At 56.6% G+C, this 22,744-nt stretch carries 20 protein-coding genes and 3 pseudogenes; 9 read left to right on the top strand and 14 right to left on the bottom strand.

All coding sequences use genetic code 11. From position 1 onward, the window contains the following. Positions 1-71: 71 nt before the first annotated feature. From AC1ENN_RS01585 to AC1ENN_RS01545, 9 genes and pseudogenes are all read right to left on the bottom strand, one after another. Positions 72-779 (bottom strand): annotated as a pseudogene (locus AC1ENN_RS01585) (integrase core domain-containing protein); the annotation flags it as partial. Positions 780-1,065: 286 nt separating this feature from the next. Further along, positions 1,066-1,893 carry a hypothetical protein gene (locus AC1ENN_RS01580; protein ID WP_480406514.1) on the bottom strand — a complete coding sequence of 276 codons (828 nt, stop codon included), beginning with the start codon at positions 1,891-1,893 and terminating at the stop codon, positions 1,066-1,068. Further along, complete coding sequence (locus AC1ENN_RS01575) at positions 1,868-2,821, bottom strand: hypothetical protein (RefSeq protein ID WP_480406513.1); 954 nt, start codon at positions 2,819-2,821, stop codon at positions 1,868-1,870. The genes AC1ENN_RS01580 and AC1ENN_RS01575 overlap by 26 nt, the downstream gene beginning before the upstream one ends. 1,111 nt (positions 2,822-3,932) lie before the next feature. Then, positions 3,933-4,169 carry a CDGSH iron-sulfur domain-containing protein gene (locus AC1ENN_RS01570; RefSeq protein WP_480406512.1) on the bottom strand — a complete coding sequence of 79 codons (237 nt, stop codon included), beginning with the start codon at positions 4,167-4,169 and terminating at the stop codon, positions 3,933-3,935. A gap of 81 nt (positions 4,170-4,250) precedes the next feature. Then, positions 4,251-5,360: an iron-containing redox enzyme family protein gene (locus AC1ENN_RS01565; RefSeq protein ID WP_480406964.1), complete on the bottom strand. Its 1,110-nt coding sequence runs from the start codon at positions 5,358-5,360 to the stop codon at positions 4,251-4,253. Between the two features lie 723 nt (positions 5,361-6,083). Further along, positions 6,084-6,218, bottom strand: a pseudogene (locus AC1ENN_RS01560) (IS3 family transposase); the annotation flags it as partial. 849 nt (positions 6,219-7,067) lie between these two features. Next, positions 7,068-7,319, bottom strand: a complete 252-nt coding sequence (locus AC1ENN_RS01555) for a hypothetical protein (RefSeq protein WP_480406511.1) — start codon at positions 7,317-7,319, stop codon at positions 7,068-7,070. A 279-nt stretch (positions 7,320-7,598) separates the two neighbouring features. Further along, the gene (locus AC1ENN_RS01550; RefSeq protein WP_480406510.1) at positions 7,599-8,153 is read right to left on the bottom strand and encodes a hypothetical protein; all 555 of its coding nucleotides are present in this window, start codon (positions 8,151-8,153) and stop codon (positions 7,599-7,601) included. 313 nt (positions 8,154-8,466) lie between these two features. Continuing rightward, positions 8,467-8,733, bottom strand: a complete 267-nt coding sequence (locus tag AC1ENN_RS01545) for a GlsB/YeaQ/YmgE family stress response membrane protein (protein WP_480406509.1) — start codon at positions 8,731-8,733, stop codon at positions 8,467-8,469. 622 nt (positions 8,734-9,355) lie between these two features. Between AC1ENN_RS01545 and AC1ENN_RS01540 the strand changes: the two genes are divergently transcribed. Then, positions 9,356-9,601: a hypothetical protein gene (locus AC1ENN_RS01540; protein ID WP_480406508.1), complete on the top strand. Its 246-nt coding sequence runs from the start codon at positions 9,356-9,358 to the stop codon at positions 9,599-9,601. Between the two features lie 46 nt (positions 9,602-9,647). Next, positions 9,648-10,538 carry a Rieske (2Fe-2S) protein gene (locus AC1ENN_RS01535; RefSeq protein ID WP_480406507.1) on the top strand — a complete coding sequence of 297 codons (891 nt, stop codon included), beginning with the start codon at positions 9,648-9,650 and terminating at the stop codon, positions 10,536-10,538. 90 nt (positions 10,539-10,628) lie between these two features. Here AC1ENN_RS01535 and AC1ENN_RS01530 read toward each other — a convergent pair whose 3' ends face one another. Both AC1ENN_RS01530 and AC1ENN_RS01525 read right to left on the bottom strand, forming a co-directional pair. Further along, a complete protein-coding gene (locus AC1ENN_RS01530) occupies positions 10,629-11,330 on the bottom strand; it encodes a Pr6Pr family membrane protein (RefSeq protein ID WP_480406506.1) in 702 nt (233 codons plus the stop codon). Positions 11,331-12,315: 985 nt separating this feature from the next. Continuing rightward, a pseudogene (locus AC1ENN_RS01525) lies at positions 12,316-12,516 on the bottom strand (IS256 family transposase); the annotation flags it as partial. A 719-nt stretch (positions 12,517-13,235) separates the two neighbouring features. On the opposite strand from AC1ENN_RS01525, the gene AC1ENN_RS01520 reads away from it, so the two are divergent. Beyond that, positions 13,236-13,946: a cytochrome P450 family protein gene (locus AC1ENN_RS01520; protein ID WP_480406505.1), complete on the top strand. Its 711-nt coding sequence runs from the start codon at positions 13,236-13,238 to the stop codon at positions 13,944-13,946. Next, entirely contained in the window at positions 13,943-14,245 is a 303-nt protein-coding gene (locus AC1ENN_RS01515) for a hypothetical protein (protein ID WP_480406504.1), read from the top strand. The genes AC1ENN_RS01520 and AC1ENN_RS01515 overlap by 4 nt, the downstream gene beginning before the upstream one ends. A 622-nt stretch (positions 14,246-14,867) precedes the next feature. Here the strand turns inward: AC1ENN_RS01515 and AC1ENN_RS01510 are convergent. After that, positions 14,868-14,996 (bottom strand): hypothetical protein, encoded by a 129-nt coding sequence (locus AC1ENN_RS01510; RefSeq protein WP_480406503.1) that lies wholly within the window; start codon positions 14,994-14,996, stop codon positions 14,868-14,870. A gap of 393 nt (positions 14,997-15,389) precedes the next feature. Between AC1ENN_RS01510 and AC1ENN_RS01505 the strand changes: the two genes are divergently transcribed. The 5 genes from AC1ENN_RS01505 (at position 15,390) to AC1ENN_RS01485 (ending at position 21,118) form a co-directional block, all read left to right on the top strand. Beyond that, positions 15,390-15,869, top strand: a complete 480-nt coding sequence (locus AC1ENN_RS01505) for a TraM recognition domain-containing protein (protein ID WP_480406479.1) — start codon at positions 15,390-15,392, stop codon at positions 15,867-15,869. Beyond that, positions 15,869-16,291, top strand: coding sequence for a hypothetical protein (locus AC1ENN_RS01500; protein WP_480406502.1), 423 nt, complete (start codon positions 15,869-15,871; stop codon positions 16,289-16,291). Before AC1ENN_RS01505 ends, AC1ENN_RS01500 begins: the two co-directional genes overlap by 1 nt. Continuing rightward, a complete protein-coding gene (locus tag AC1ENN_RS01495) occupies positions 16,288-16,737 on the top strand; it encodes a hypothetical protein (protein WP_480406501.1) in 450 nt (149 codons plus the stop codon). Before AC1ENN_RS01500 ends, AC1ENN_RS01495 begins: the two co-directional genes overlap by 4 nt. A gap of 121 nt (positions 16,738-16,858) precedes the next feature. Beyond that, positions 16,859-17,347, top strand: a complete 489-nt coding sequence (locus tag AC1ENN_RS01490; RefSeq protein ID WP_141629992.1) for a hypothetical protein — start codon at positions 16,859-16,861, stop codon at positions 17,345-17,347. Positions 17,348-17,425: 78 nt separating this feature from the next. Further along, the gene (locus AC1ENN_RS01485) at positions 17,426-21,118 is read left to right on the top strand and encodes a cutinase family protein (protein ID WP_480406500.1); all 3,693 of its coding nucleotides are present in this window, start codon (positions 17,426-17,428) and stop codon (positions 21,116-21,118) included. Positions 21,119-21,217: 99 nt separating this feature from the next. Here AC1ENN_RS01485 and AC1ENN_RS01480 read toward each other — a convergent pair whose 3' ends face one another. Continuing rightward, complete coding sequence (locus AC1ENN_RS01480) at positions 21,218-21,397, bottom strand: hypothetical protein (protein ID WP_480406499.1); 180 nt, start codon at positions 21,395-21,397, stop codon at positions 21,218-21,220. Between the two features lie 837 nt (positions 21,398-22,234). Then, positions 22,235-22,744, bottom strand: a complete 510-nt coding sequence (locus tag AC1ENN_RS01475; RefSeq protein ID WP_480406498.1) for a hypothetical protein — start codon at positions 22,742-22,744, stop codon at positions 22,235-22,237.

Raw genomic sequence — 22,744 nt, 5'->3', positions numbered from 1 at the left:
GCTCTATTGATGCAGAACCGTTAGAGATGTCCTGATACATAACAAACAGACCCGACCGGGCGAATCTGGTTGCTGGGTTTCGGTGGGTCCACTATTGGGGTCGCCTCCCAAGCAGCAGCGGGCGTGACCCTGCCTGGGAGTCCTTGGTGGGGTCGTTCGTTGTTATAGATCCGGTCGAACGCGTCGACTTGGGCTTGGAGTTCCTCGAGAGAGCCGGCGAGGTCCTGTTTGTCGGGCCAGCGAAACAGGGTCTGGTGGAAGCGTTCGTTCTTTCCCTGCGTGGTTGGTTTATAGGGTTTGCCGGTGATCGCCTCGACCCCGAGCGCGGTGACATAGGACACGAGCTCGCCCACCGCTCCGCGGCGGGGTGGGTTCAGCGCTGCGCGGTTGTCGGAGAGCAGTCGCTGCGGAACCCCGTGGGCTGCGATGCCTTTGCTGACGACGGCAATGGCGCCGGCCGAGGTTTCGCCCCAGGCGACTTGGGAGGCGATCGCGAGCCGGGAGTGGTCGTCGATGAGCTGGAAGATCACGCATTTGCGTCCGCCCGTCAGGACGTATTCGGTTCCGTCGAGCTGCCAGCAGGCGTCCGGCGCAGGATAGACGAACCGCCGATACGAGGCCCGCGGTTTCTTCCTCGGCTAGACCTTCGCAACGTCGGCGTCGCGAAAGATTCGCGACAGCGACGCCGTCGACGGCGCTGCCATCCCGAGGGACCGCATCTTCTCGTGAACGCTGTACGGCCCATGATCCACGCCAGAGCGTTCCAACGCCGCCCGAACCCCGACGACTGCTCGACGATGTCGCGGTGCGCCTGCGCGATGTCGTCGAGCAAATAGACGCGACCGAGCGGTACGCGTGGGGGCCACTAGCGACAGCATCGATGAACCCCTACAGTTCGGTAGAACTGAGGTCTGACGCTTCGCCCTAGTAGGCGGTCAGTCTCACCCCGTTTGGAAGCCACGCCATCGGACGCACCCCGCCGCACGCCGAGCGCGGCGAGATCCCGATTTGGTTCGGCGTCGGAGGAGGTCCCCCGCTCCAGAGAGCCCATAGAGTTCGAGACACTTACGCTAAAGTGCGCCAACCCTCACCAACGAAGAACTCAAAGTCCTCTTCACAAGCTGCCCGCATGCGCGCAACCAATCTCAGATGCCAACCGGCGTCAATTGGGTTCACGTGTTCGACGAGAAATGTAAGACGTCCGTCCGCTTGAAGCTTTAAGACCTCTTTTGCCAGCCAGTTCGGCACCCATCCGACTGGCTGACCAGTCAACGAACCGATAAGTAGAGCGGTATCCGAGTACTTGTTGGCCGTTTCATGCTCCACGACCAGCTGGTCACCAGCAGTGAGCCCCATTAGAGCGACTTCCAACTGGTCTGGCTCATACTTCGGCTGCACTTCACCAGCGAACGTCACATCTTTTGTGAGGAGGTGTCGGATGCCGTGAACAAGGAAGTCACACACCCAGGCGTCAGTCTCAAACCTAGGTGCGGGGAATAGCTGAAGCGTGTCGCTTCCGCGCGAGCCCGTCGACCTTGAGATCTGCTCCCACGGCGATGCCGTCGACTCTGTCAATCCCAATTCCGTAACGTATCGCTGAAAATCGGGGCGTCGCGGGTCCATTGCACGCTGAGCGAACAATGGGAAGAGTCTTTCCGACACATAGCGCTCTCCAAATTCGGGGAACCCAAGTAAGGGGCTGAAGCCCTCTACGCCCGGCGCACCTTCCAAATAGGCAAAGGTGTACTCGGTGCCATCGAAAGTAAGCACAGCAATAGGTGCAATGTCTCGAGAAACAGGGTGCTGCCAAGTAACGACAAGACGCTGGGCGTCGCCGATGGCGCCGTCGTTCTCGGATGACCTGCTGTCACGGGGCAATACTGCGGTAGCCATCACGAATCCTTCCTACGTTTGTCATGATTAGTTCAACTGCGAATGTACGGGAAACCACCGACATTCCCGGGATTTGCTCGACAATCCCCTGAACATCGTTCTTTGTTAGTGCGTTGAACCGTGAGCGCCAGTGCCGTTGAGCAGCCTGACTCGAGCTGGCGAACGCCTTCAAAGCAAGCTCAACCAGAGTGAGCATCTTGCCGTTGCTGCCGGTCTCGTCAAATCTCCAAGCGGAACCTTTGCCGGCCCACTTGTCCAGCCCGCCGGCTTCCTTAAGTATTGACGTTCGGTTGAAGTCAGACAACTGATACCCAACACTCCCAGCGTTATCGAAGAGTGGCGCCAGCATCGCGGTGCCGGGAGTAACTGTGGGCTTCATCACTCCCCAGTTCTCCTCATGACGGTCACGGTTTGCAACCAGCGCATCGAGCAGCAAGTACCCGCAGAAGACATCAAACCCGGAAAGCCCCTGAGTGGGCTGAAAATCGGGAGGTGGGCCGACAGCGGAAAGGGAAGCCTGGATGTTTGAGAGCGTGTAGCCCTCGCTAAACGAACCGACTCTGACATGGCTTTGTGGATAGTCATTGACTGCGGCCGCCACCCACAACCGCCCAGAAAACTGGTCAAATAGTGGAGGCGCAACGTTGCGAGAAATTGAGCCTTCGCGGCCTCGCAGGGCCGCCAGATCGATTGAAGCGGAGGGGATTCCGAGCAGCGTGGCAAGTTCGCTCACGATCTTTTCTGCCCAGTCTCCGCCTTGGCGAGTGCCGTTCTTGTGTGTCTCGACAGGTTTGAATAGCCACTCAGGGGGAGGCTCGCCCGTCGCATCGAACGCGGGGTCGTATAGCCACTCAGCCTCGCTCTGCCCGATGGTCTCAGTCCGCAGAAAAATCCACTGCGTGACATCGATGCGGCGGAAACTGGGCACCACTGAAGAATACACATCTAGAGGAGAGCGCGAGGCACCGACTAGGGCGCCTCGGCTGCAACTCAGATTTAGCTGGACTCGCCATCGACGGCCGCAATTGACCCTGCGATATCAGCAATCTTTGTGAGGGCGTCCGCGCCGCTCTCGCTATTCCCATCGAACAATCCATCGGGCCCGGTCTTCCTGAACGCAGATCCCACTAGGTCCGCAGCCAACCTGCACGAAGGTGCGGGTGTCGTGCGGGGAGGGGGGACTTGTTTAACCGTCCTCGGATTTGCACGAACTCAAGGGACGTATCGCCGCGCAGCGCTTGGTCAACTAAACCCAACTCGGCAGCGAATATGTCCGAGCCTGTTACCCGCAGATCAATAGGCCACGCTAGGTTAACAGGCCACGCCCGCGGAATCATGCGGATGTTCAGGCGTCGAAACGCACCCAATCGTCTGGTTTCCGGGCTCAAGTGTGGGCAAAATGTGGGCAAAAGAAAAACAGGCCTGACCGCACTCCACGAGAAAGTGCTGGTCAGACCTATTTTAGCTGGTGCGCCCGGAGGGATTTGAACCCCCGGCCTATTGATCCGTAGTCGAAAACCATTCCCGCAGAACTATGCAGAAGTGCCCAAAATCACTGCAAAACACTGATGACTGGGCGCGACTCCGATGCCGCAAGTTGACTGGGGTGCTCCTCAGGTGTGGGTGAAATGTGGGCACGAACAATCTGACTATTGCTCGGTAAAGAGCTATGTCTCCAGTCGATCGGTGAAACTAAGGAAAGAGAAAAGCGGCCTCAGCTTCAGGTTTTCGAAGTTGGGTCCCACACTGCCGCAGGATCGACTGCGCCCACGAAATCTGGATCCAGAAATGTCGACACATCAGTGAGCTGATCGTTGCGAACGGCCGAGGGGGTCTCTTGGGCGACGGGCTTCCCGCAGCACACGACCGCCCTGTCGGGCGATGCATTGCAGCGAAGTAGACGTCGGCTCCGGGACCGAGTCAGTATCACTAGGGTTTGTAGCGGGCCGACCGCTCGCGGCAGGAACTGCGCGATGGCGCACCACTCCGCCCCCACGCCAAATATCTCGCGACTCCGATGTGCTTGTCTCTGGCACCCCTCACGATCCGTTCTCAGATGCGTCTCGGGGCACAGTACGGAAGTCGACCAGTTTGTGAGTCCCATCACAGAAAGGCTTAATCGAAGACACGCCGCAGCGACACAGTGCAACGGTTCGATGAGTCACCGTCGACTCGCCATCGGGGTCGACAATCTCTACATCACCCCGAACCAACAGCGGCCCGTTCGGGCACGCAAAGATCTGCGCCTTTGGTGCAGATGAGCCTGCGTCGGTCATCGCACTCTCCTACTCATCGCTCATGAGGCGTTGATCTTGTCGGGCTATCAATTTGAGCCCACAAGGCATGGCGGTCCCGCCCTAGTTGTTCAGTCGGCCCGACATCCGTGCGGGATGCGCGGCTCGCCAGAGCGGGTTAGTTTCTTCGTTTAGTGGTACTCGCAGTGACGACTTGCCTTCGCTCCACGAGTCGAGAATATGTTGGCCTACCCAGCCGTCGACCATCATGCAGGCGTTGGCACCGAACATGATGTCTTCAAGGAGCTCTGGATAATCTTCCGCAAGAGCGCCCGCCAATTCTCGGCCAGCAATTTGTTCGTGAATAGCGTCAGCTTCCACGTGGATGTCGAAGTATCTGGTGACCTCGCTGTCATAGCCCAGTCGCCGAAATCCGTTGCCGTATAGCCGGTTGGGGATTGAAGATGTCATTTCAAATGCCGCAAGATGCCCGGCCGTCGCGCCACGCAACCGCCGATTAAGGCCAAACATCGAGATCATGTTGAGCGAAGCTAAGGTGATCGCAGGAACATTTTGCACATAGCTGCCGTAACGCTCGTCGAGTCCCAATGCGCGCATCATCCGAGCGAAGATAATCGAATGCATGTCATCAAAGCGACCGCTTCCGTACTCGTCGGCTTGAATCTCCACAAGGGCGGCCTTGGCGCGTCCTGAGAGTCGCGGTATCGCCCAAGAGTGCGGGTCCGCCTCTTTCAGTGTGTAAATCGAACGGTGGACGACAAACTCGCGGAGTTGTTCGTTGGTGGCTTTTTTTGCCACGTAGCGGGACAGGCTCGGGCCGGGTTCTGGGGCCGTTAGCGTGAAGAGCGCAGCGGCAACGGCCTCCCGATCAACCAGAGGCAAGCTGGGTACGGCGGCTTTCGACCGCAGATACGCCTCGAAAGCTCTTTCGATATCTAAACGCATCGAGACCAAAGTCGGATGCCATTCCCACTGGTCATCGGCAACGACGGTGTCTCCGTAATGCAACCCGTGCAAGATAAATAGAGTCAATTGGAGGTCATCATCTCGCACCACATCGGTAGCTTCCAGCAACGCTCGTTGGACGGACTCGGCCAACCCCTCTAAGGCAACTCCTGCGAGATTGGGGGGAGAAAGGAGCACGTCAAGGACTTGGCTGCTCAAACGTCCCCGTGAGTGAAACCGAGCTGGCGTTTGCGCCACCATTGTCATTGTCATTGCGTACGACCGTAAATCATGCATAGATATTAAGTAGTCTTGCTGAAGTTTTTCTGAGAGTTGACGTACTTCATATTGCTCCGTGAATCGTCATTATCGTCACGAGCTGGAACCGCAATACGAGCTCCCGCGGATTGTGAGCTCGGATAGGGCGGTTTCGTTCGTCAGGGGCGCGCTCGAAAAGCTCACGCTGACGAGATTCCGGGCAGGTCGACTGCACGCGCGTCAGTGCCGGAGCGCATCCGCGTGACTTATAACGTAAAGGGACTACTACGCTCGCTGCGATCCGCGAATAGAGGGTTGACGCGAGTTTGCGCAGACGCCGTTTCTAGGTTCGCCGGCTGCTCTACATTTGAAAATTTTCGGACTTCATCGGGACTAGCCCGTTTGTGGGCTTCGGCTTTTCCCCTGCCTAGCCGCGAGCACGATCACCACCGGGCAAGCGTTGGGGTAGCCCATTACGGAATCTGTCGTCCGCGTTGGACATAGGCGAGACTGTCCGATAGATCCTCAGCGGGCTCAGATACACCCGAAGAGGATTCACCATCATGGCTATTAAAGATGTTCCCGAGAACTACCGCCTTAGCGGTAATGACAATTTCTAGTCTGGTCGCAAAGGTCTGCTGCACGTTTACGTGAAATTGTTAGTTACGCAGCCTAGTTGGCTGACGTCTTTACGATTACGTCGAATTCGGTCGGCTTCAAGCGACCCAGTCAGGGTTGCCAGCGGCGTCGGAGGCAGGTCCGTTCGATCCAGACGACGATCGTGATGCGCAATTGCTCACGAGTGTCCCCAGAGCGGCGGTTCAATACGTTCTTCTGTAGCAGGCTAAAGAGCGATTCCGTCGCGGCTTTCGACTGCTTTGTTCAGCACCGAAACGGCCAACCGGGGTTCATTCTTGAATCTATCGAGTACCCCGGAATACAGTTTGATCAGAGGCCCTTTCCACGAAGGTAAAGCTTTCCTCCCACCGCTTGGATTCCACCTACCGGTGCAGCAGACCCTCCTGCTCTGAGTAGCGGCGGACAGTCATGCTCTCAGCTGGGCGACAAATATTCGAGCCTTCGGTGTACGATGCGAACTCGGCTTGTCAAGCCCCGTATTTGCGATTCAGAGGAAGCTAGTCTTCCCCGAAGCACTCTTTATTCCAATTTAATGCGATGCACGTCACGATATCGAAAGGAACATAATGAGTTACGATTCGCCCCTTCCAGAGGAAGAAAGCTCGCGCGGGCCGAAGAAGACGCCACCTCCCCCGGAATCTCCTACGACGTCCGATGACGTTAAGCTCGACGAAAGCACGGACGAGAACGGCAACCCAGTCGAGAATCCCTCAGGGTAAGGACAACTGGCGTCATATTTCTGGGGGAGCAGAATCGCTCGATCTTCCCCTCGAAAAGCGCGAATCGAGCGGGTCTTGACCGCAGCGAAAGCCGCCGGTGCAATTCGATGCGTCGTGTCATTCGCAGATCGTGAAGTTCGGCCGCCGGTGGGCGCGCATGTTCGTAGGCCGGAATCGCATTCCTAACCTAGCTAATACGCGCGCACCGCGCGCTTATCCCGGTGGGCGGTTGGTCACCTTGTTCACCTCCCACTCGCGGCTAGTCTTCCGTAGCCAGGCATCGGGCTGCGCGTAGCTAAGGTGGCTAACCTCGGCAGTCGGCGACGTTAGACGTGCGGTTGTGTGGCGGCTGCCGTCATTAATCGACGATCTCGATCTGAGTCCGTATGTAAGCGCGCTCAGCTTCGTTGAGGTGCCGGTTGTTGCGTGCAATCCGCGAAGTGACTTCGGATTCAATCTCCTGCACGACGAGTTCGCTAACCTCCGCTTCTAGGTCTTCGAGTAGCCGGTGCTTAGCTTCAATACTCAGGGCGGGCCACCAGCTCTCGATAGGTGGGAAACTGGAATGCGCATCTGACGGTGCGGCTTCTTCGGCCTTCTCGTCGCTCATTATCTTTATAATCCCTTCGATGGTTTTCATGGGTCTGGTGGGGCGGGCGTAGCTTGAGCTACAGAGTGGAGATGCCTCCGCTTGCATTCAGAGTTTCGCCGATGAGATGGGTGGATCTAGGGCGTCCCGTGCCACCGGAGCGCACCCCCGCCGCCGCGAGTTGACCGCGATACCCTCGAAGGGCGGGCACCGAGCTGCCGGAAGTGATCACGTGTCAACTGCGTGCCGGTGAGTTACTACGAACACTTCATCGCGGATCGCCCCACAGGAAAGTCCGTGTTAGTTCCGAAGATTTTTCATAGTCGTTTTGAAAAGACCTTTAAGCGGCCTCTGCTGTTCACCTTGTTGCGCAGCAAGCACGATTATCACCAGAGTAAGTACCGGGGTAGCCCATTGGAGGACGCGCTGCTGACGTTGAGCTGACGCAAGTTGTTCAGAGGTGTCATCCGCCGGCTCCGTCACACCGTCCGTTGGTTCGCCGGCATGGTTGCTGATGATTTTTCCGAGAACTCCGGAATACACGGTGGTGACCAGCGCGAGGCTGGTGGCCGCGATCTTCCACGCCGTGTTCGTTCGGCTTTCTTCTTGCGCAGCGAGACGTGCTTTATTCGACGCGATAAGTCCGATGCCCCCAATTCCGTGGGCGGCTAGCGCCGCAAGCTGGACTGGCGCCCATCTGGCCCAACCAAGCGAAGAGAGCCTAAGCCGTTCGCGCGGTGACGCCGCATCCGCAGTAGCGCCGTTCAGTCCTACCGCACCCATTAGAGAACCGCCGAACCATGCGGCCAGTCCTATGTCGTGCATGCTTCTAACGAAAGTATTGCGACCGCTCATGGGGTCCTCCTTTATCGTGAAATATAAGCCTAAATTCTGACATTGCATTTTGTAAGTAACTTTTTAGGTCAAGCAATGAATTTTTTTGGCCGTGCCTGTAACGCCCGCGCGCGGTGGCAAGATCCGGCTTTATGAAGGCGTGTGGAGCAAACCCTCGGTGATGCCGGGCACGAACTCATCGCCAATGAAGTCGCACCCGACACCTTCGTGCAGTGAACCGAATTCTGAAGTGTGACGAATGTCCCACCTGAGCAGTTTCCCTAACGACAGCGCAATCTACCTACGTGCTGAGATGTGCAGAATCTTATGCGGATCAGGCTCGTGATTTACGGCCAGTGACGAAACCGTAAATGAGCAACACGAGGACCGATCCGCCGATCGCCAGAAGCCAGGTTTGGATCGAAAAGAACTCTTCGAGTGACGCATCGAAGATCAATGAGCCGAGCCATCCACCAAGCAGCGCGCCGATGACGCCGAGGATGAGAGTGATGAGCCAGCCGCCGCCTTGCTTGCCGGGAAGGATAGCTTTAGCAATTGCACCAGCGATGAGGCCAAGAAGGAGGAATCCGAGGAAGCCCATGAGCGTGTTCTCTTTCTGTTCAGGATGAAGCTCGAGCCGATGGTGGTATCGAGCAAATTTGATAGCAACTGAAGCTAGCGCTAATGCTGTCGCCTAGGCAAGCATCAATTCTTCTTGAGCGCCCGCATACCGATAAGTTGCGGTAGCCGAGTCACGCGATCGACTTCACATTCGCTGCTCCGGGCATAAGAGTGAACACCAAGTACCAACCGCACTTTATCGCCGCAGACTTCGGACACGGTCTAGCGCGTAAGCTTCCGGCCGTCGAATGCGACCTCACCCCGCAAGTGGCTCGTCCACGACCGCATCTCGATTCTGTCCGAGCTCCGCGGTCGCACATAGCCTCTTCGAGGCTATGACTCGGGCGCGATCCTTGGGTAAAAACGGTTTCACTCAACGCTGATTCGCGCAAGCATGAGAATGAGGTCTTCTGCGCATTATCTGGGACTGTCTTCGATCCCGATCCAGTACTCGCACCGAACCTTTCGGCACGGGTGGCGGACGAGCCTCTCCTGCATTCCTTATGGAACTTTCATGACTCTAATGAACCGCTATGGCCGACGACACTAGCGGTAAGTAAGCTGACCGTGTCATATCTTCTTGTCATGGAAGTAGGGGTCTAATGAGCACTAGCAGTGGTGTGACAAAGAAGGGTCTGCTCATCGTCGGGGCGGTAGTCGCGCTGGGTGCCGCCACTTTTGTGGCCGTCTTCCTGATCGGCACCGCGCTTTTCTCCAACGAAATGGCGTGTATTGAAGGAGGGGCCCCGGCGAACGATACTGAGGGTGGCAGTGCATGCTTCGCAGAAGGCAGCGAGCTGCCATCCGGCTTCACCTGGGATCCCCGCGGCAACTACAAGATTAACTAACGCTAGTCATCGTCACCAAAGACTGTTCTGAATGTACGGAGGAATTATGAGACGACTGCCCCTGCTGAACCAAGTCGACAGGCTGGAGAACGCCGACGCCCTCGATCCACTGGTAAATCAGACCGAGGCGGTCGTGAACGCGGCGTTGCGCCCACGGTGGCTTCGAGACATCCTGCACGGTGTTCCTTTGGGCCACCCGCTGCACCCGCTCGGCGTTCACGTGCCTCTGGGGGCGTGGATTTCTGCTGCCGTGCTCGACCTAATGCCGGCCACCGACCGCGCGGCTCGTACTTTGATCGGCGTAGGTGTCGTCGGCGCTATGGGGACTGCGACCGCTGGTTTCGCCGACTGGTCGAAATTGCATGAGCAGCAGAAACGTGTGGGACTAGTCCATGCTGCCATCAACATCTGTGCCACCGGACTTTATGCGGCGTCGTTCGTGCAGCGCACTCGCGGCAAGCACGCGAGTGGAAAAGTCTTGAGCTATGGAGGGCTCATGGTTGCGGCCGGAGGAGGATATTTGGGTGGCCACTTAAGCTACCGACAAGCCGCCGGCGTCAATCACACAGAGGATGTTCCCCATCTTTTCCCGCAGGGCTGGCAACCGTTGGCACAGCTCAACAACCTTTCCGATGGTCAACTCGAACGCCACGTTGTCGGCAACGTTCCCCTTCTTGTCTTCCGCCGCGGCGACGAGGTGCACGTTTTGTCGGATACCTGCAGCCATCTCTCGGCTCCGCTTCATGAAGGCGAGGTTGTTGAGGCTGTGACTGCCGATGGAACTCGTGATGCGTGCGTTGAGTGTCCTTGGCATGAGAGCGTTTTTTCGCTGCGCAGCGGAGAGGTCGTCCATGGTCCAGCAACCAGCCCGCAACCACGATTCCACACTCGCGTTGTTGACGGGTTTGTGGAGGTTCGATTGCCGCACGCCGGTTAGGCCCACTCGCGGCGTCATCGGGGACGACTCGATGGGCAGCGGGGCTGCGCTGCCCGCTCCCTGGTCCGGAAGGGACCGTGCTCGCTGTGGTTAGAGCGAACATTCCTTCTTCACCAATGCGGGGAGTCGCTTATCGATAAGGATCAGAATTGCAGCGAAAACAATCGCAATGACTAAGGCGAGTGCAGTGTTGCGGAACACTGCGAGGTATCCCAGCTGTATGACGTCCAGAAACGGATACGGATACCACGACGTGATCGCACCATGAACGAACGTGTAGATCAACCAGAGCACCGGCCAGATGAAGGCGAATCCCAGCGTAGACCACGACATTCGGGAGCGGGGGCCAAAGACGAGCCAACCGAGGAGGGTGGCCCATGGTGCGATGTAGTGGAAGCCGATAGTGGCTGCCAGACCCCACCCGGTCAGGTTGACCTGCGACGCGAGTACTGTGCTGTAGACCAGCCCACTGATGACAATTCCGAGCATCGCATCGAGTCGCACAAATCGCCAGATGGGGCCCTCACGGTGCAGATTCAGCGCCAAAGCAATCGAGGTAAACAGAACGAAGAAGTTGCTCTGAATCGTAAAATAGCTCAGAAACCGTACTAATTTGACTACCGGTTGCTGACCCACGCCGCCAGATCCGTAGTGCGCATTCTGATCTGTGGCAAAAATTAACATCAACTGAATCAGCAATGAGGCCGCCACGATAACGGCGATAGTGCCGAACCACGCTCTCGCCATTCCTGGAGCGAGCCGCACTAGTGTGTCCGCTGGAACGGTCGCCATCTCATGTCCTCTCGGCGCGGACAATTATATCTGCGAGAGCGTCGACTTCGTCCATGGCTGAACAGAACAGTCCGAACTCCATAGCGTGCACCAGTCCGTCAATGACGGCGAGTATGCAAGTAATTATTGGTGCAGAGCCGACACGCACTGTTCGCTACGGAGGCTCAGCGCCCGCTCCACATACCCAGCTGGAAGCTGACGGGCTCGTTTGAACCACTGTTCCGTCCGTATCTACCCATCACAGAATGTGTACTGCGGATCCGTCATTTCGGCGCGTCATGACCGCCGAAACCACAGACGCGGGATCGACTCTGCCACCAAGCGCAGTCCGGCGCCAAAGATGAGGCCCATGGCGATGCCAGGTCCGCCCGCAACAGCACGGGCCGAATGCGACACCTCCCTCTCCCCCACACGGGTCTGCCGCACGGACAAGTGAAGCTTGAGGACATCGAGAACGGCTAAGTCCCCAACCCCTCGATCAGAGGTCAACAGGTCACTTCTACGCGGCAGACCAAATCCCAGGCGAACGCTGGGTTGGGCATAGCCACAAAGGCCGCATTTCGGCTAAATTCCGACCCAAAACTTTTTGAAGTGTGGGCAAAGTGTGGGCAAAGTGTGGGCAAGCAAAAACAGGCCCGACCCCACTCCACGAGAAAGTGCTGGTCAGACCTGCTTTTTTTGGTGCGCCCGGAGGGATTTGAACCCCCGGCCTATTGATCCGTAGTCGAAAACCATTCCCGCAGAACTATGCGGAACTCGCGAAAATCGCTGCAAAACGCTGGTGACTGGGTGCGACTGCGATGCCGCGAGCTGACTGAGGTGCTCCCCAAGTGTGGGTGAAATGTGGGCACGGCGTAATCTGACTATTGCTCGGTAAAGCACTAAGTCTCCACTGTATCGGCGAAATTGAGGAAAGGGAAAAGCGGCGGTCACGTCCCGCCGAGTGGTGTGATTTCTCATCTCCGTGCGGGTCAGTGGTTTTAGCCTACGTGGCGGCGAGTTCGGGGATGAGGTTGACCTCCTCGACGGTTTCGATGGCGACGTTCGTGGCCTTCAGTCCCAGCATCGAGGCTGCAGAGAAATAGCGGCGGTCGCCAGCTTCCCATTCGTCGTGCTGCTCGATCAGCACCGAACCTGCAAGACGCAACAGGGCGGCCGGGTTCGGGAACACACCCACGACGACAGTATGCTATTGGGTCTGCTGCAGGAGCAGGTGAGATCTTGACCTGACCTCGGCCCCTTTCCGTTAAAGGGTTGACTCAGGTGGTTAAAAATAGGGATACTCAATTTCGGTAGACATGGTGGTCTACCTGGGCGCTCGATGCACACCCAGTGCCCTAAAAAATGAATTGGAAGGAAGTATTTCATGCGTAGTTTCGCTAAACTTTCAGTACCCTTCACAGCAATACTTGTCGGGCTTAGCCTCTTCGGGACCTCCGCCGCTTTCGCGGATAATCCTGTTGACGTTGTGGCCGACACTGATGAAATGTTCGTAGAGCCAGGCTTTGTTGTCACTAACGAGACGCTGGTCGCGACAGAGGGTGGTCTCTTTCGAGCAGAGGTGAGCGAATCGGACCCTACTGAAATAACCACGGGTGCTAGCGCTAGGTGTGGCTGGACAAATGCCGTTGCAGTTCCTGGCTCGTACCGGAACTCTGCACCTGGGTGCGCGATCTTTGGCTTCCCGGGCTATCAAAATGCAACTGAATGGCAACGCGCCTGGTTTGCCGGAGGGACTCCGTGCGTTCAAGTCCGCGGCTTCACAAGCACGGGAAGTACACAGTGGAACGTCGCTGGGTGCGGAGCCGGACAAACTAAAATCTACAGCTGGGGAAACGCTGCGGCTCATGTTCTTATTCGGACTATGTCGGCATCCGGGCACAACGTAGCCCTCAACTTTAGATAGTGCCTAATTCCCTCGCGAGTGCATCCCTCGTGGCTGCACTCGCGTGCATTGGAGCTCTCTCCGGCTGTGCTGTTGGCGCAGTTGTCGAGCCCGAAAGACGTCTAGATTTCGATTCCCTCGCTGAGAGCTTTCAGTGCGGCGAAGTCATACAGTTCGCTGACGATATATATAACTACCCCAGCATGAAGGGTGTTCTTTGCCTCAATGGCGGGGAGTATGTGCATTTCCGGCAGTACGAGAGCAGCGTTGCACTCGAGCAAGCTGTATCCGAATGGGTTCCGCCTTTGAGGGAGGACCTGACGCTGGCTCTCGGCGAAGATTGGATCGTCTATGGGCAAACTAGTTTGTTAGAGGAATTTCTCGCAAAGGCCCCACCATTCACTGAAATTAGCGCGCCTGCTTCATATCCAGAATCCGATGCGAGCGAAGAAATCGAATGGAAAAGTTCGTGCGTCTCTATAATTACGAGCACAGCTAGCGAGGTCCTCAACGGAGCCGAGATCGGTCAGCTGTCATCACCTTTGGAGGAGTACCTGTTCCCGGATGTGGGCCCTATCATCGTTGATTTAGTGGAGAAGGCGGCACCAAGATTAGTCGCTGCCGATCCCGAATCCGAGCTACGTTTTGAACGAATAGAGTCTGCACTTAGTTATGAAGTCGCGGGAACCAAGGAATATTGCAGCACTAAATGGATGGAGACTACACAATGATTGACACACTGCAGCGTCCGAGAGGTGCACTTGTTTTCGGTATCTGGATGCTCATTATCGGAGCACTTTCAACCAATTTTCTTAACCCGTTACTTATTGAAGCGACAATAAGCCAACCAGTGCCGATGGTCTCTGTTTTCATTGGTGCCATTGCAAGCCTTATTGCTTGGCTTTCAATCGTTAGCCAAGGTCTTGGGGTTGTACTTATTGGTATCTCTGTCGTGTTGCTGAAGATTGAACGTCAGCACCTTGCTGCACTGGAAGGGTCTGCGGCACCGGTAGCCGACCGGTTGAGCTAGCCTACGGTCGGATTTCCGATCTCGTCCGATAACTTCAGCAGGATATTTTTGTTGAGTGGTGGGAGATCGTAATCCGCGGGAGTGACATGCCCTTGAGCCTGACCCATTGACGGAGTAAGGGTCTGCTGCACTGATCGGTGACGCATGAGGACATCGAGAGCGACTACGCCCCCAGCCCTCGATTAGAGGTCAATAGATCACTCCCGTGTGGAGAACCAAATCTCAGGCACACACTCGGTCGGGAAGAGTCGAAATGCCGCATATCGGTCGATTTTCGATCCCAAAACTTTTTGAAGTGTGGGCAAAATGTGGGCAAAAGAAAAACAGGCCCGACCGCACTCCACGAGAAAGTGCTGGTCAGACCTGCTTTATTTGGTGCGCCCGGAGGGATTTGAACCCCCGGCCTATTGATCCGTAGTCGAAAACCATTCCCGCAGAACTATGCGGAAGTCGCGAAAATCGCTGCAGAACATTGATGACTGGGTGCGACCCCGATGTCACGAGTTGACCACGATGCTCTCCGAGTGTGGGTGAAATGTGGGCACGGCTAATCTGATTATTGCTCGGTAAAGTACTCTGTCTCCAGCAGATCGGTGAAATCAGGGAAAGAGAACAAGCAGCCTTAGATCCACGTCTTCGAAGTTGGCTGCCACGTTGCCGCAGGACCGACTGCGTTCAGGAAAATTGGGTCGAGGAATGTCGACATCTCAGTGAGTTTCTCATCGAGGATGGCCAAGACAATGTCTTCCACGACGGACTTCCTCAACGCGCGGCAGGGGTTACACAAGCGCTAAACACTCCGCTGGCTTCGACGAAGCGAGCAAACTTTGAGCTCAGATTCGTGACTTTTCAAATGAAGCGCTCTCGCCAAAGCGTGGCGAGAACTTTGACGCCGACGAATTTCTCTCCGGCGAAAACACTCTCTACCTGATCGGCTCAAGCTGGGGCTCAGGCGCGATGGGAGGCTTCCTCGGCGCTCTCCTGGACGACGTGGTTGAAACCGCACGCCGCAAAGCACTGGCAACACCCGGCTCGCGACTCGATCTGCCACTGGGACTGATCCTCGACGAGATCGCGAATATGTTCGCCTGGCCAGCGTTACCCCCGCGTCATGGCTGACGGTGGCGGCCGAGGAATTTGCACGATGGTCGTCTTGCAAGCACTCTCACAAGCCGAGACCGCCTGGTCGAAGGCAGAAGCAGACACCATCTGGTCTGCAGCCACGGCGAAGATCCTGCTCGGCGGTGCCTCAGATATGGGGCACCTGCGCGATATTGAAGCCATGCTTGGAAAGCGGCAGCTGAAGCGTTCTTCCTACAGCTACAACCAGCAGGGAGCATCGACCAGCAACCAGCTCGAGCGGGTTCCGCTGATGACCGTTGACGAGATCCGTCGTATGCCTCAGTCGATGGGATTGTTGGCCTATCGGAACAGACGCGGTGCGCTCCTCGATCTGCGCGGATGGACTGATCGTGCTGACAGCAAGAGCATCTCGACGGGAAAGCGCACAACCGAGGCAGAACAGCAACAGCAGTTCCGCACCCAGTTCGCCAAAGCCGAACCGCTCGTGCTTCCCGAGCCCGAAGAAACCCTCGAACTGGACTTCGAGGAAACCCAGAACTGATGTCGAACTCCCGCAGGCCGGTACGCGGCAACAAATACCGCACAGGTTACCTGCGCTCACGCACATGGTTCGCCCGCCGTGCCCGCTGGTTCGCCGAAGAAACCGAAGCCGGAAACGAGTTGCGCTGCGCCGCCTGCAGCAGAGCCGCGAAAGTTCGCGAGCTCGAACTCCACCACATCGACTATTCCGGAGTTACTGAGACTCCGACTGGGTGGAAAGCTGACGAAAAGCACAACGACCTCGTGAGCCTGCACCCTGCCCATCACGAGCTGCTACACCGCCTTCTCGAACGCGACCAGGCACTGCGCTCTATGCGCAGCCGTCGAGTCGCAAGCGCATTCGCCCTACGCGTTCTACGCGTTCTACGCGTTCTACGCGTTCTACGACGCAAACTGACCACGACAATCACGGAGCAACCATGAGCTACGACGACTTTGACATCAACGACGTCCTCGCCGAAGAAGAAAGCGACCGCGAACCAGACTCCGAAGAGATCGCAGCAATCGCAGTGAACTGGCGAACGCTACCGAACGAAGACGCCTCTGAGAAATGGGAAGAGCTGCGCTCGTGGGTCGAGTGGATCAGCAAACGCTACGCGGTTGACGAGACCGTCATCCCTGATTGCTGGTGGAAGCACGACGCCCTCGTAGAAGAGCTCTCCGCATTACAAACCGCATGGACTGTCTCCTATGACACCACCGACGCCGGCTACGGACCCGTCGGATTCGTTGAACGCTGGCACAACGCTCAAGCACGGCTCCGACAAATCTCCGGAGGATCGTGCACCCAGGGCCACCGCACCGATCGCGTCCGAGATTTCCCTGACACCGACGAGTGGAACCGTTGGAGCAAATCCAGCCATGCATGAATCGCCCTGTCTATCTCGAGCAAATATGCGAAAGCATTGCACCTAGAGCTAGTCCAAAAATTGTCGAGGATTCCTACACAAACGAGACCAGATCTGCGTTTCAACTGACATACTCTTCTGCATGACGCAGAAGAAAATGAACATGGCGGGGAAGCACGCGGTTGCTGCAGTAACGATGCTGCTCATGACCTTGTCACTCGGTGGCTGTTTTTTGCTTGACCCTTATGGGGCGCAAGAGCGCCAAGATAACCTCGATGCTGCCGTGGCGGAATTCCAGGCACCGACGCTCGGAGAAGTACTTTGCGAAGGGTCCGGAGGCAAGCCCACCCCAAACAACGGCTTCACCCATTTCTTCGTCATTGAGGGCGACGATATTGTTGCAGTCGTCGCTGCCCAGCTCGAAGCTACAGGCTATTTCGGAACCCATCGCCCAGATACTCTCACGTACTCGCGCGCCGACGGTGTTGGCATGGAGGGCTATTTGCTCGGCTATAGCGACTATACGGAGGAGCTGGAAGCGTCATTGGCCGCCGATGAGTGCGAATTTCCTTCCAAGGGAACTATGTACGTAAAGTTCCGCGAGTCCCCCTCGACGGAGCTGACCGACTGATTGCCTCACTTTCGAGGGTATTGACAAAGGAGCAGACCACACACATTATTGGGTAACTTTCAAACTGAGGGATATTCGATGAATCGACCTATCGCGGCAATCACTGTCGCAATTCTGGCCTGTCTCGCTGCACTTCCATCTAGTGCTCTTGCCGATTCACCTGATTGCCCAACGTTTGAAATCATTGGCGCCCGAGGAACCGACGAGCCAGCCGAAGCCTCGGGGATGGGGGCGATGACATTCTCTTTCGCCAACAAGATGGCGGACCTCATCGATCCAATCCCAAACGCTGGCACCTTCAAAGTCGTCGAACTTAGCGGAGTGGACTATCCCGCGGCGGCCTTTTGGGAAAGTGAAAACCCAGGAGGAACCCCTTACCAGGGGAAGATCCCGAAGAACTTTTTCGACTCAGTGCAACTCGGAGCCGTAAATCTCAAGAATGAGATGTCCCTAAAGAGCACTACCTGCCCAGATACCCAATACATACTGGCAGGCTACTCCCAAGGTGCCGCTGTGGTGCGAACCGCCTTGCAATTGCTCGCCGCCGACGGCGAAGACGATGTAATCGACCAAGTCTCCGGGATCGCGACCTTCGGCGACCCTTACTTTGACCCAAAGGACAAAACCGCAAATTACGGCACCTTCAGCCCTTCTCGGAACGGACTGTTCGGCCCTGTTCGGAATGGGCTGTCGGGCCCGGTTGTCAACTGGGAAGATCTGACAGATGCACCAGTGATCTCGGTTTGTGTGGAGTGGGACTTTGCGTGCCAAACTCGAACCAGCTCGACGCTACTGAGCTTCTTTGGTACGCCTGTTTACGACCTATGGCCGATAAAAGCTTGGGCGAACGAAGCAAATAACGGGCGCTTCTTCGCGGAACACGAATCATATGACGATAAAGGATACACAGCGTCTGCTGCTTACCAACTAGGCACTCGCATGGGAATATCCTTCCCTGAGCCGGCGTGGGGCGAATCGTCACCTGTTGACGTCGTCATTGTCGTGGATTCCACCGGAAACGCTGGCGGGGCAGTCTCGTTGCTTCAGGGTGATGCCGCTGAGTTTGTGGAACTGGTGACCGACAACGTCAACGATTCTCGTGTCGCGGTAGTCGATTTCAAGAGTGGCGGCGAAGTCACAACTGACAATCCCTATGCAGTGAACATTGCGAGCGACTTTAGCCACGATGGGCAAGACGCTATTGATGCTCTCCAAGACATCAGCCAAGGCGGCAGAACAACCGGTGCCATTTACTCCGCCGTGAATACGATCGATGCAATGTCATGGCGACCCAACGTGCGCAAGATCACTCTCACCCTGACAGGGTCACGAGCGTGCGTTTCACAATATTGCACTTCGGAAAGCGGTAGTGGAATTCTTTACCCTGTTTACACGGATCGTCACCGTCCGGCCAATTTGCGAGCTGCTGGCGTTTACACAAAGGATAATGAGTACTTCTTCGAAACTGCGGGGTGGAGCGCGATCATGGATGATCGTTGGAGGTCGCGCCCTGGTGAGTATGAAACCAACGCGTACATGGTTGAAGAGCTCAAGCGAGTCTTCGTTTCCGCATTGACAGAAGTAGACGAGCCTATCTCGGGAATCTCCGAATCTTTAGTCGGGGAAAAAGCTACCTTTAACGCCGAGGAAGTTGTGCCGTTCTTCGCCGATTCACCGCCGCGGAACTTGCAGTGGTCTTACACTCACCAGCCCTTGCCCTCCGATGGTGACGACGGTGGCGGTGCGTCCGCATCCCGGTTCGGAGTCTTGAATGAGACAGCACCAGAGCCAGAAATGGATCCGGATCCATTGCCTGCCGATATGGGGCCGATGTACGAGATCGAGTTCCTAGAATCCGGCATCTACCAGGTGACACTCACGGGGTATGTGGACGATGTGATGCAGCAGTGGAACACCAGTGTTCGGATCGACGAGCTCCCCACGGAGGCTCCCGCCTCGCCTCTTCTGGCTTCGATAGTTGAAGACGACGCACAAGTCTTGGCGTGGACAGCAGGCGAGGGTGAACCTGCCGCGTTCTATAACGTGGTGGATGCTGACGGTACCGTTCTGCAATCGTTGGCACCAGTAGCCACGATTGGGAAGAACGGACTCATGGACTTCGAGTTCACGATCCCGCTAGAGCCCGCTGAGGAACCCAGCTACTCAGTCGTCGCGGTTAATGCGGCCGGAGAGACTCCAGCGACAATGCTCGTCAGAGCCGATTCAGCGATCTACGAGCACGCTTTTGATGTTGAAGGAGTACCCAGCGGGCGCACATTGTACCTGGCCGGTGACAGCACTCCAGAACTGACCGCGCTTAAGGCCAAACTGGACGCGAGCAATGCCGTGGCTTCTATTGGCGGGACCTACAACGCGACATTCCACTCGCCCTCAGGAGTGAGTTTCGCGCTCGACATGTCCTCTGTCACCACGGACATCACGATCGACGACGCTTTTGAAATCGATGTGGAGTTTGGAGACTCGGTAGATTCTGCGGGAAGACCTGTGTGGGAAACCATGCAAGAGGGCTTCGCGGATGAGTTCCTCTTGGGCGGCACATTGGATGTGCTGGTCAACGGGGATCGTATGCGCCTCAAAGTTGAACCGACCGCCGAAACCTCTCAACCCGGTGAGTTCGTCATCGACGCCAATTCAACACCGCCAGCGAGCACTCCAATAACCAGTTTCGTCGCGGACCCCGCCAACAACTCGGTCTCACTCGACTTCAGTGGAGCAGTGGATCCTGCCACCATGCCTATGTTTGCAGAAGCCGCCGACCCGCTGTTTGATTGGTCAACAGCGGCAATTTCAGACGTGCGAACCTGGATCGGTAACGCTGAAATGACCAATGCGGCTGCCCTAGTGAATCTCACCGCCTCCGAGGGCGATGCGAACACTCCGGGAGCGTTGGCGTTCACGTTGAATGGAAACATCGGAGGTGGGGACTACCGCACAATGCGGGAGTTCCTGCAGGAGGGAACAGTCTCGTTCCGAGTAGGCACTGGTGAGCCCAACGTCGTGAGCATGAACGTGGCAACGGCTGAAGCCGATAGCGCTTACCCCGCACCCGTCGTGGCTCCAGCTTTCGTCGGAGGCACAACAGCGAGGTTCGTGGAATATCGAAGCAGCGCGACCTGGAAACCAGTGATCGACTGGGGCTCTGCGGATCCCGGCACGATCGTTTACGACGGAATATTCCCGGGCGGCTCACTCTTCCCCGATTGGGAAACGGGCCGGCTAGAAGGTATGCCGCTAGAGCAGGGAACTTTCCCGATCACCATCACTGCCACCAACGATGCGGGCCAAGTCAGTCGCGTGTACAACATCGTCGTCTCAGCAAACACCGTTGACACCAGATATGCCCTAAATCGGACCATCGTCGAACAGAACCAGGACAATACTCTTTTCGTTCTGTTGCAAGGTTCGGACTATTTCCGTTCCGACAACCCGAACGTGATCAGTCGTTTACCGATCATCACGCAGTTAGAAGCCGAGGGCGGCTATATAAATGGGCCGCTCGATAGCCTCACCATCACCGATCCCAACGGAACACCAATCACGGTGACAGGCACCTTCACCGTGAGCATGTTCCGTTCAAATCCAGACATCATCGATATTCAGTCAACAAATGCTGTTATCGGTGACAACGCCACGACCACGCTGGAAACGCTGCTGGCGCAAGGAGCGACAATCTCATTCGTCTACGACGGCGGAGCGACCAACACCGTGGAACTCGGACCGCTAGAGATATACGAACCCGGGCAGCCCTAAAGAGCATGCTCACGATGTCTTCAAATTTTCTTCATCTACGAGCGCTGGGCAAACCAGCTCAGTTAACTGGGCAAGCACTTCATGGTCTTATGCTGCCTGCTATCGAGACGTCTCCGAGCCTTCACCAGCAGTCGGCGGGACGGTGACGGGATCGGGCGTTCGCCCCTTAAGTCGCGCGATTAGTGGTCGCGCAGGCTTCTCGAGAGCGTCGCTGAGCTCGAGGTAATACACCGCAAGCGGGGCGCGCTGGGCCGAATCGTCTTCAACCAGCTCGAGCACTTGACCTTGGCAGGCTCGAAAGTGCGGGTTTGCTGCACGGATAGGTGACGCATGAGGACATCGAGAGCGGCTACTTCTCCCGCCCCTCGATTAGAGGTCAATAGGTCAACTGCGCATCGTGTGATTGAACCCGGGCGAACGCTGGCTTCTAAGGGGCCACAATGGGTCATTTCGATCGAAATCTGACCCAAAACTTTTTGAAGTGTGGGCAAAATGTGGGCAAACAAAAAACAGGCCTGACCGCACTCCATAAGAAAGTGCTGATCAGACCCGCTTTAGCTGGTGCGCCCGGAGGGATTTGAACCCCCGGCCTATTGATCCGTAGTCGAAAACCATTCCCGCAGAACTATGCGGAAATGCCCAAAATTGCTGCAAAATACTGGTGACTGGGTACGACCCCGATGCCGGGAGTTGACCACGATGCTCCCCAAGTGTGGGTGAAATGTGGGCACGAATAATAAGATTCGTGCTCAGCAAAGCAATAAGTCTCCAACGTATCGATGAAAATGAGGAAAGGAAAAACGGCAGCAGTTCCAGGTTTTCGAAACTGCCTCTCCTGCTATCCCCGGGTCAACTGCGTCCAGGAAGATTGTGTCCACCAACGGCACTGCTGAAGATCTGGTCGATTGTTCGACCTGTCACCTAAGCGTGCAGCAGACCCGATCGACGAAGACAAAGGCAGTTTCCGACGGTGCAACTTCGGACACAAGACTTCCGCTCAACTCGACGCAGTGAAACCCGGCACGGGCCAACAGACAGAAAGCACCAATCGACGCTAAACAGTCCCGCTCATGGCTCTATTGAGCGATATTAGGGGAAGGTGTTCTTTATTTGGTGCTACCAGTGCCGGAGACGGCCACGGTCACCTCGAAGCAAAGAGACCATCATTCCAACAGCGAGCAGGCCAACAGCGAAGGCAAACCCCGTCGGAGTCGCGCTGCTCTCGAGGGGCCATGCCCATGCGCTGACTCCACCCTGATCCGCTCGTCCGAAGGTTGCCGCAGCAAAGACGTAGATTGTGGGTACAGATGATTGATAGCGGTATGGAAGCCACCAGCCCGACACCAGCTGCAGCCCGACGAAAGCTACCAGGTTGCGAAGCCCTGGCAGGGTGGCGGTAAGTTCCGGCCACACCATCACTACGAGAATACTGGCGGCAGCGTAAATTAGGACGAATGTAGCTGAGAAAAGTACGTCATAGCGATATACCCGTCGGGCGGAAACCACGTAGGGCGGCCGTTCCGCACCATCGAGGGCGGTGCCTACTACGATCGGAACCAACAACGGCAACACCGCAAAGACTGGAAGTTCACCGAAGGGTACACCACCACTCGCGGTTGGGACCAA

The organism is Rhodoglobus sp. G.S.23 (assembly GCF_056675935.1).
The sequence above is the reverse complement of the archived record's forward strand: the minus strand, read 5'-3'. Positions and strand labels throughout refer to the sequence as shown.

Coding starts and splice junctions, on each gene's coding strand:
- AC1ENN_RS01580 (WP_480406514.1), bottom strand. CDS start 1,893: ATGGCTACCGCAGTATTGCCCCGTGACAGCAGGTCATCCGAGAACGAC.
- AC1ENN_RS01570 (WP_480406512.1), bottom strand. CDS start 4,169: ATGACCGACGCAGGCTCATCTGCACCAAAGGCGCAGATCTTTGCGTGC.
- AC1ENN_RS01565 (WP_480406964.1), bottom strand. CDS start 5,360: ATGACAATGGTGGCGCAAACGCCAGCTCGGTTTCACTCACGGGGACGT.
- AC1ENN_RS01555 (WP_480406511.1), bottom strand. CDS start 7,319: ATGAGCGACGAGAAGGCCGAAGAAGCCGCACCGTCAGATGCGCATTCC.
- AC1ENN_RS01550 (WP_480406510.1), bottom strand. CDS start 8,153: ATGAGCGGTCGCAATACTTTCGTTAGAAGCATGCACGACATAGGACTG.
- AC1ENN_RS01545 (WP_480406509.1), bottom strand. CDS start 8,733: ATGGGCTTCCTCGGATTCCTCCTTCTTGGCCTCATCGCTGGTGCAATT.
- AC1ENN_RS01540 (WP_480406508.1), top strand. CDS start 9,356: ATGAGCACTAGCAGTGGTGTGACAAAGAAGGGTCTGCTCATCGTCGGG.
- AC1ENN_RS01535 (WP_480406507.1), top strand. CDS start 9,648: ATGAGACGACTGCCCCTGCTGAACCAAGTCGACAGGCTGGAGAACGCC.
- AC1ENN_RS01530 (WP_480406506.1), bottom strand. CDS start 11,330: ATGGCGACCGTTCCAGCGGACACACTAGTGCGGCTCGCTCCAGGAATG.
- AC1ENN_RS01515 (WP_480406504.1), top strand. CDS start 13,943: ATGATTGACACACTGCAGCGTCCGAGAGGTGCACTTGTTTTCGGTATC.
- AC1ENN_RS01505 (WP_480406479.1), top strand. CDS start 15,390: ATGGTCGTCTTGCAAGCACTCTCACAAGCCGAGACCGCCTGGTCGAAG.
- AC1ENN_RS01500 (WP_480406502.1), top strand. CDS start 15,869: ATGTCGAACTCCCGCAGGCCGGTACGCGGCAACAAATACCGCACAGGT.
- AC1ENN_RS01495 (WP_480406501.1), top strand. CDS start 16,288: ATGAGCTACGACGACTTTGACATCAACGACGTCCTCGCCGAAGAAGAA.
- AC1ENN_RS01490 (WP_141629992.1), top strand. CDS start 16,859: ATGACGCAGAAGAAAATGAACATGGCGGGGAAGCACGCGGTTGCTGCA.
- AC1ENN_RS01485 (WP_480406500.1), top strand. CDS start 17,426: ATGAATCGACCTATCGCGGCAATCACTGTCGCAATTCTGGCCTGTCTC.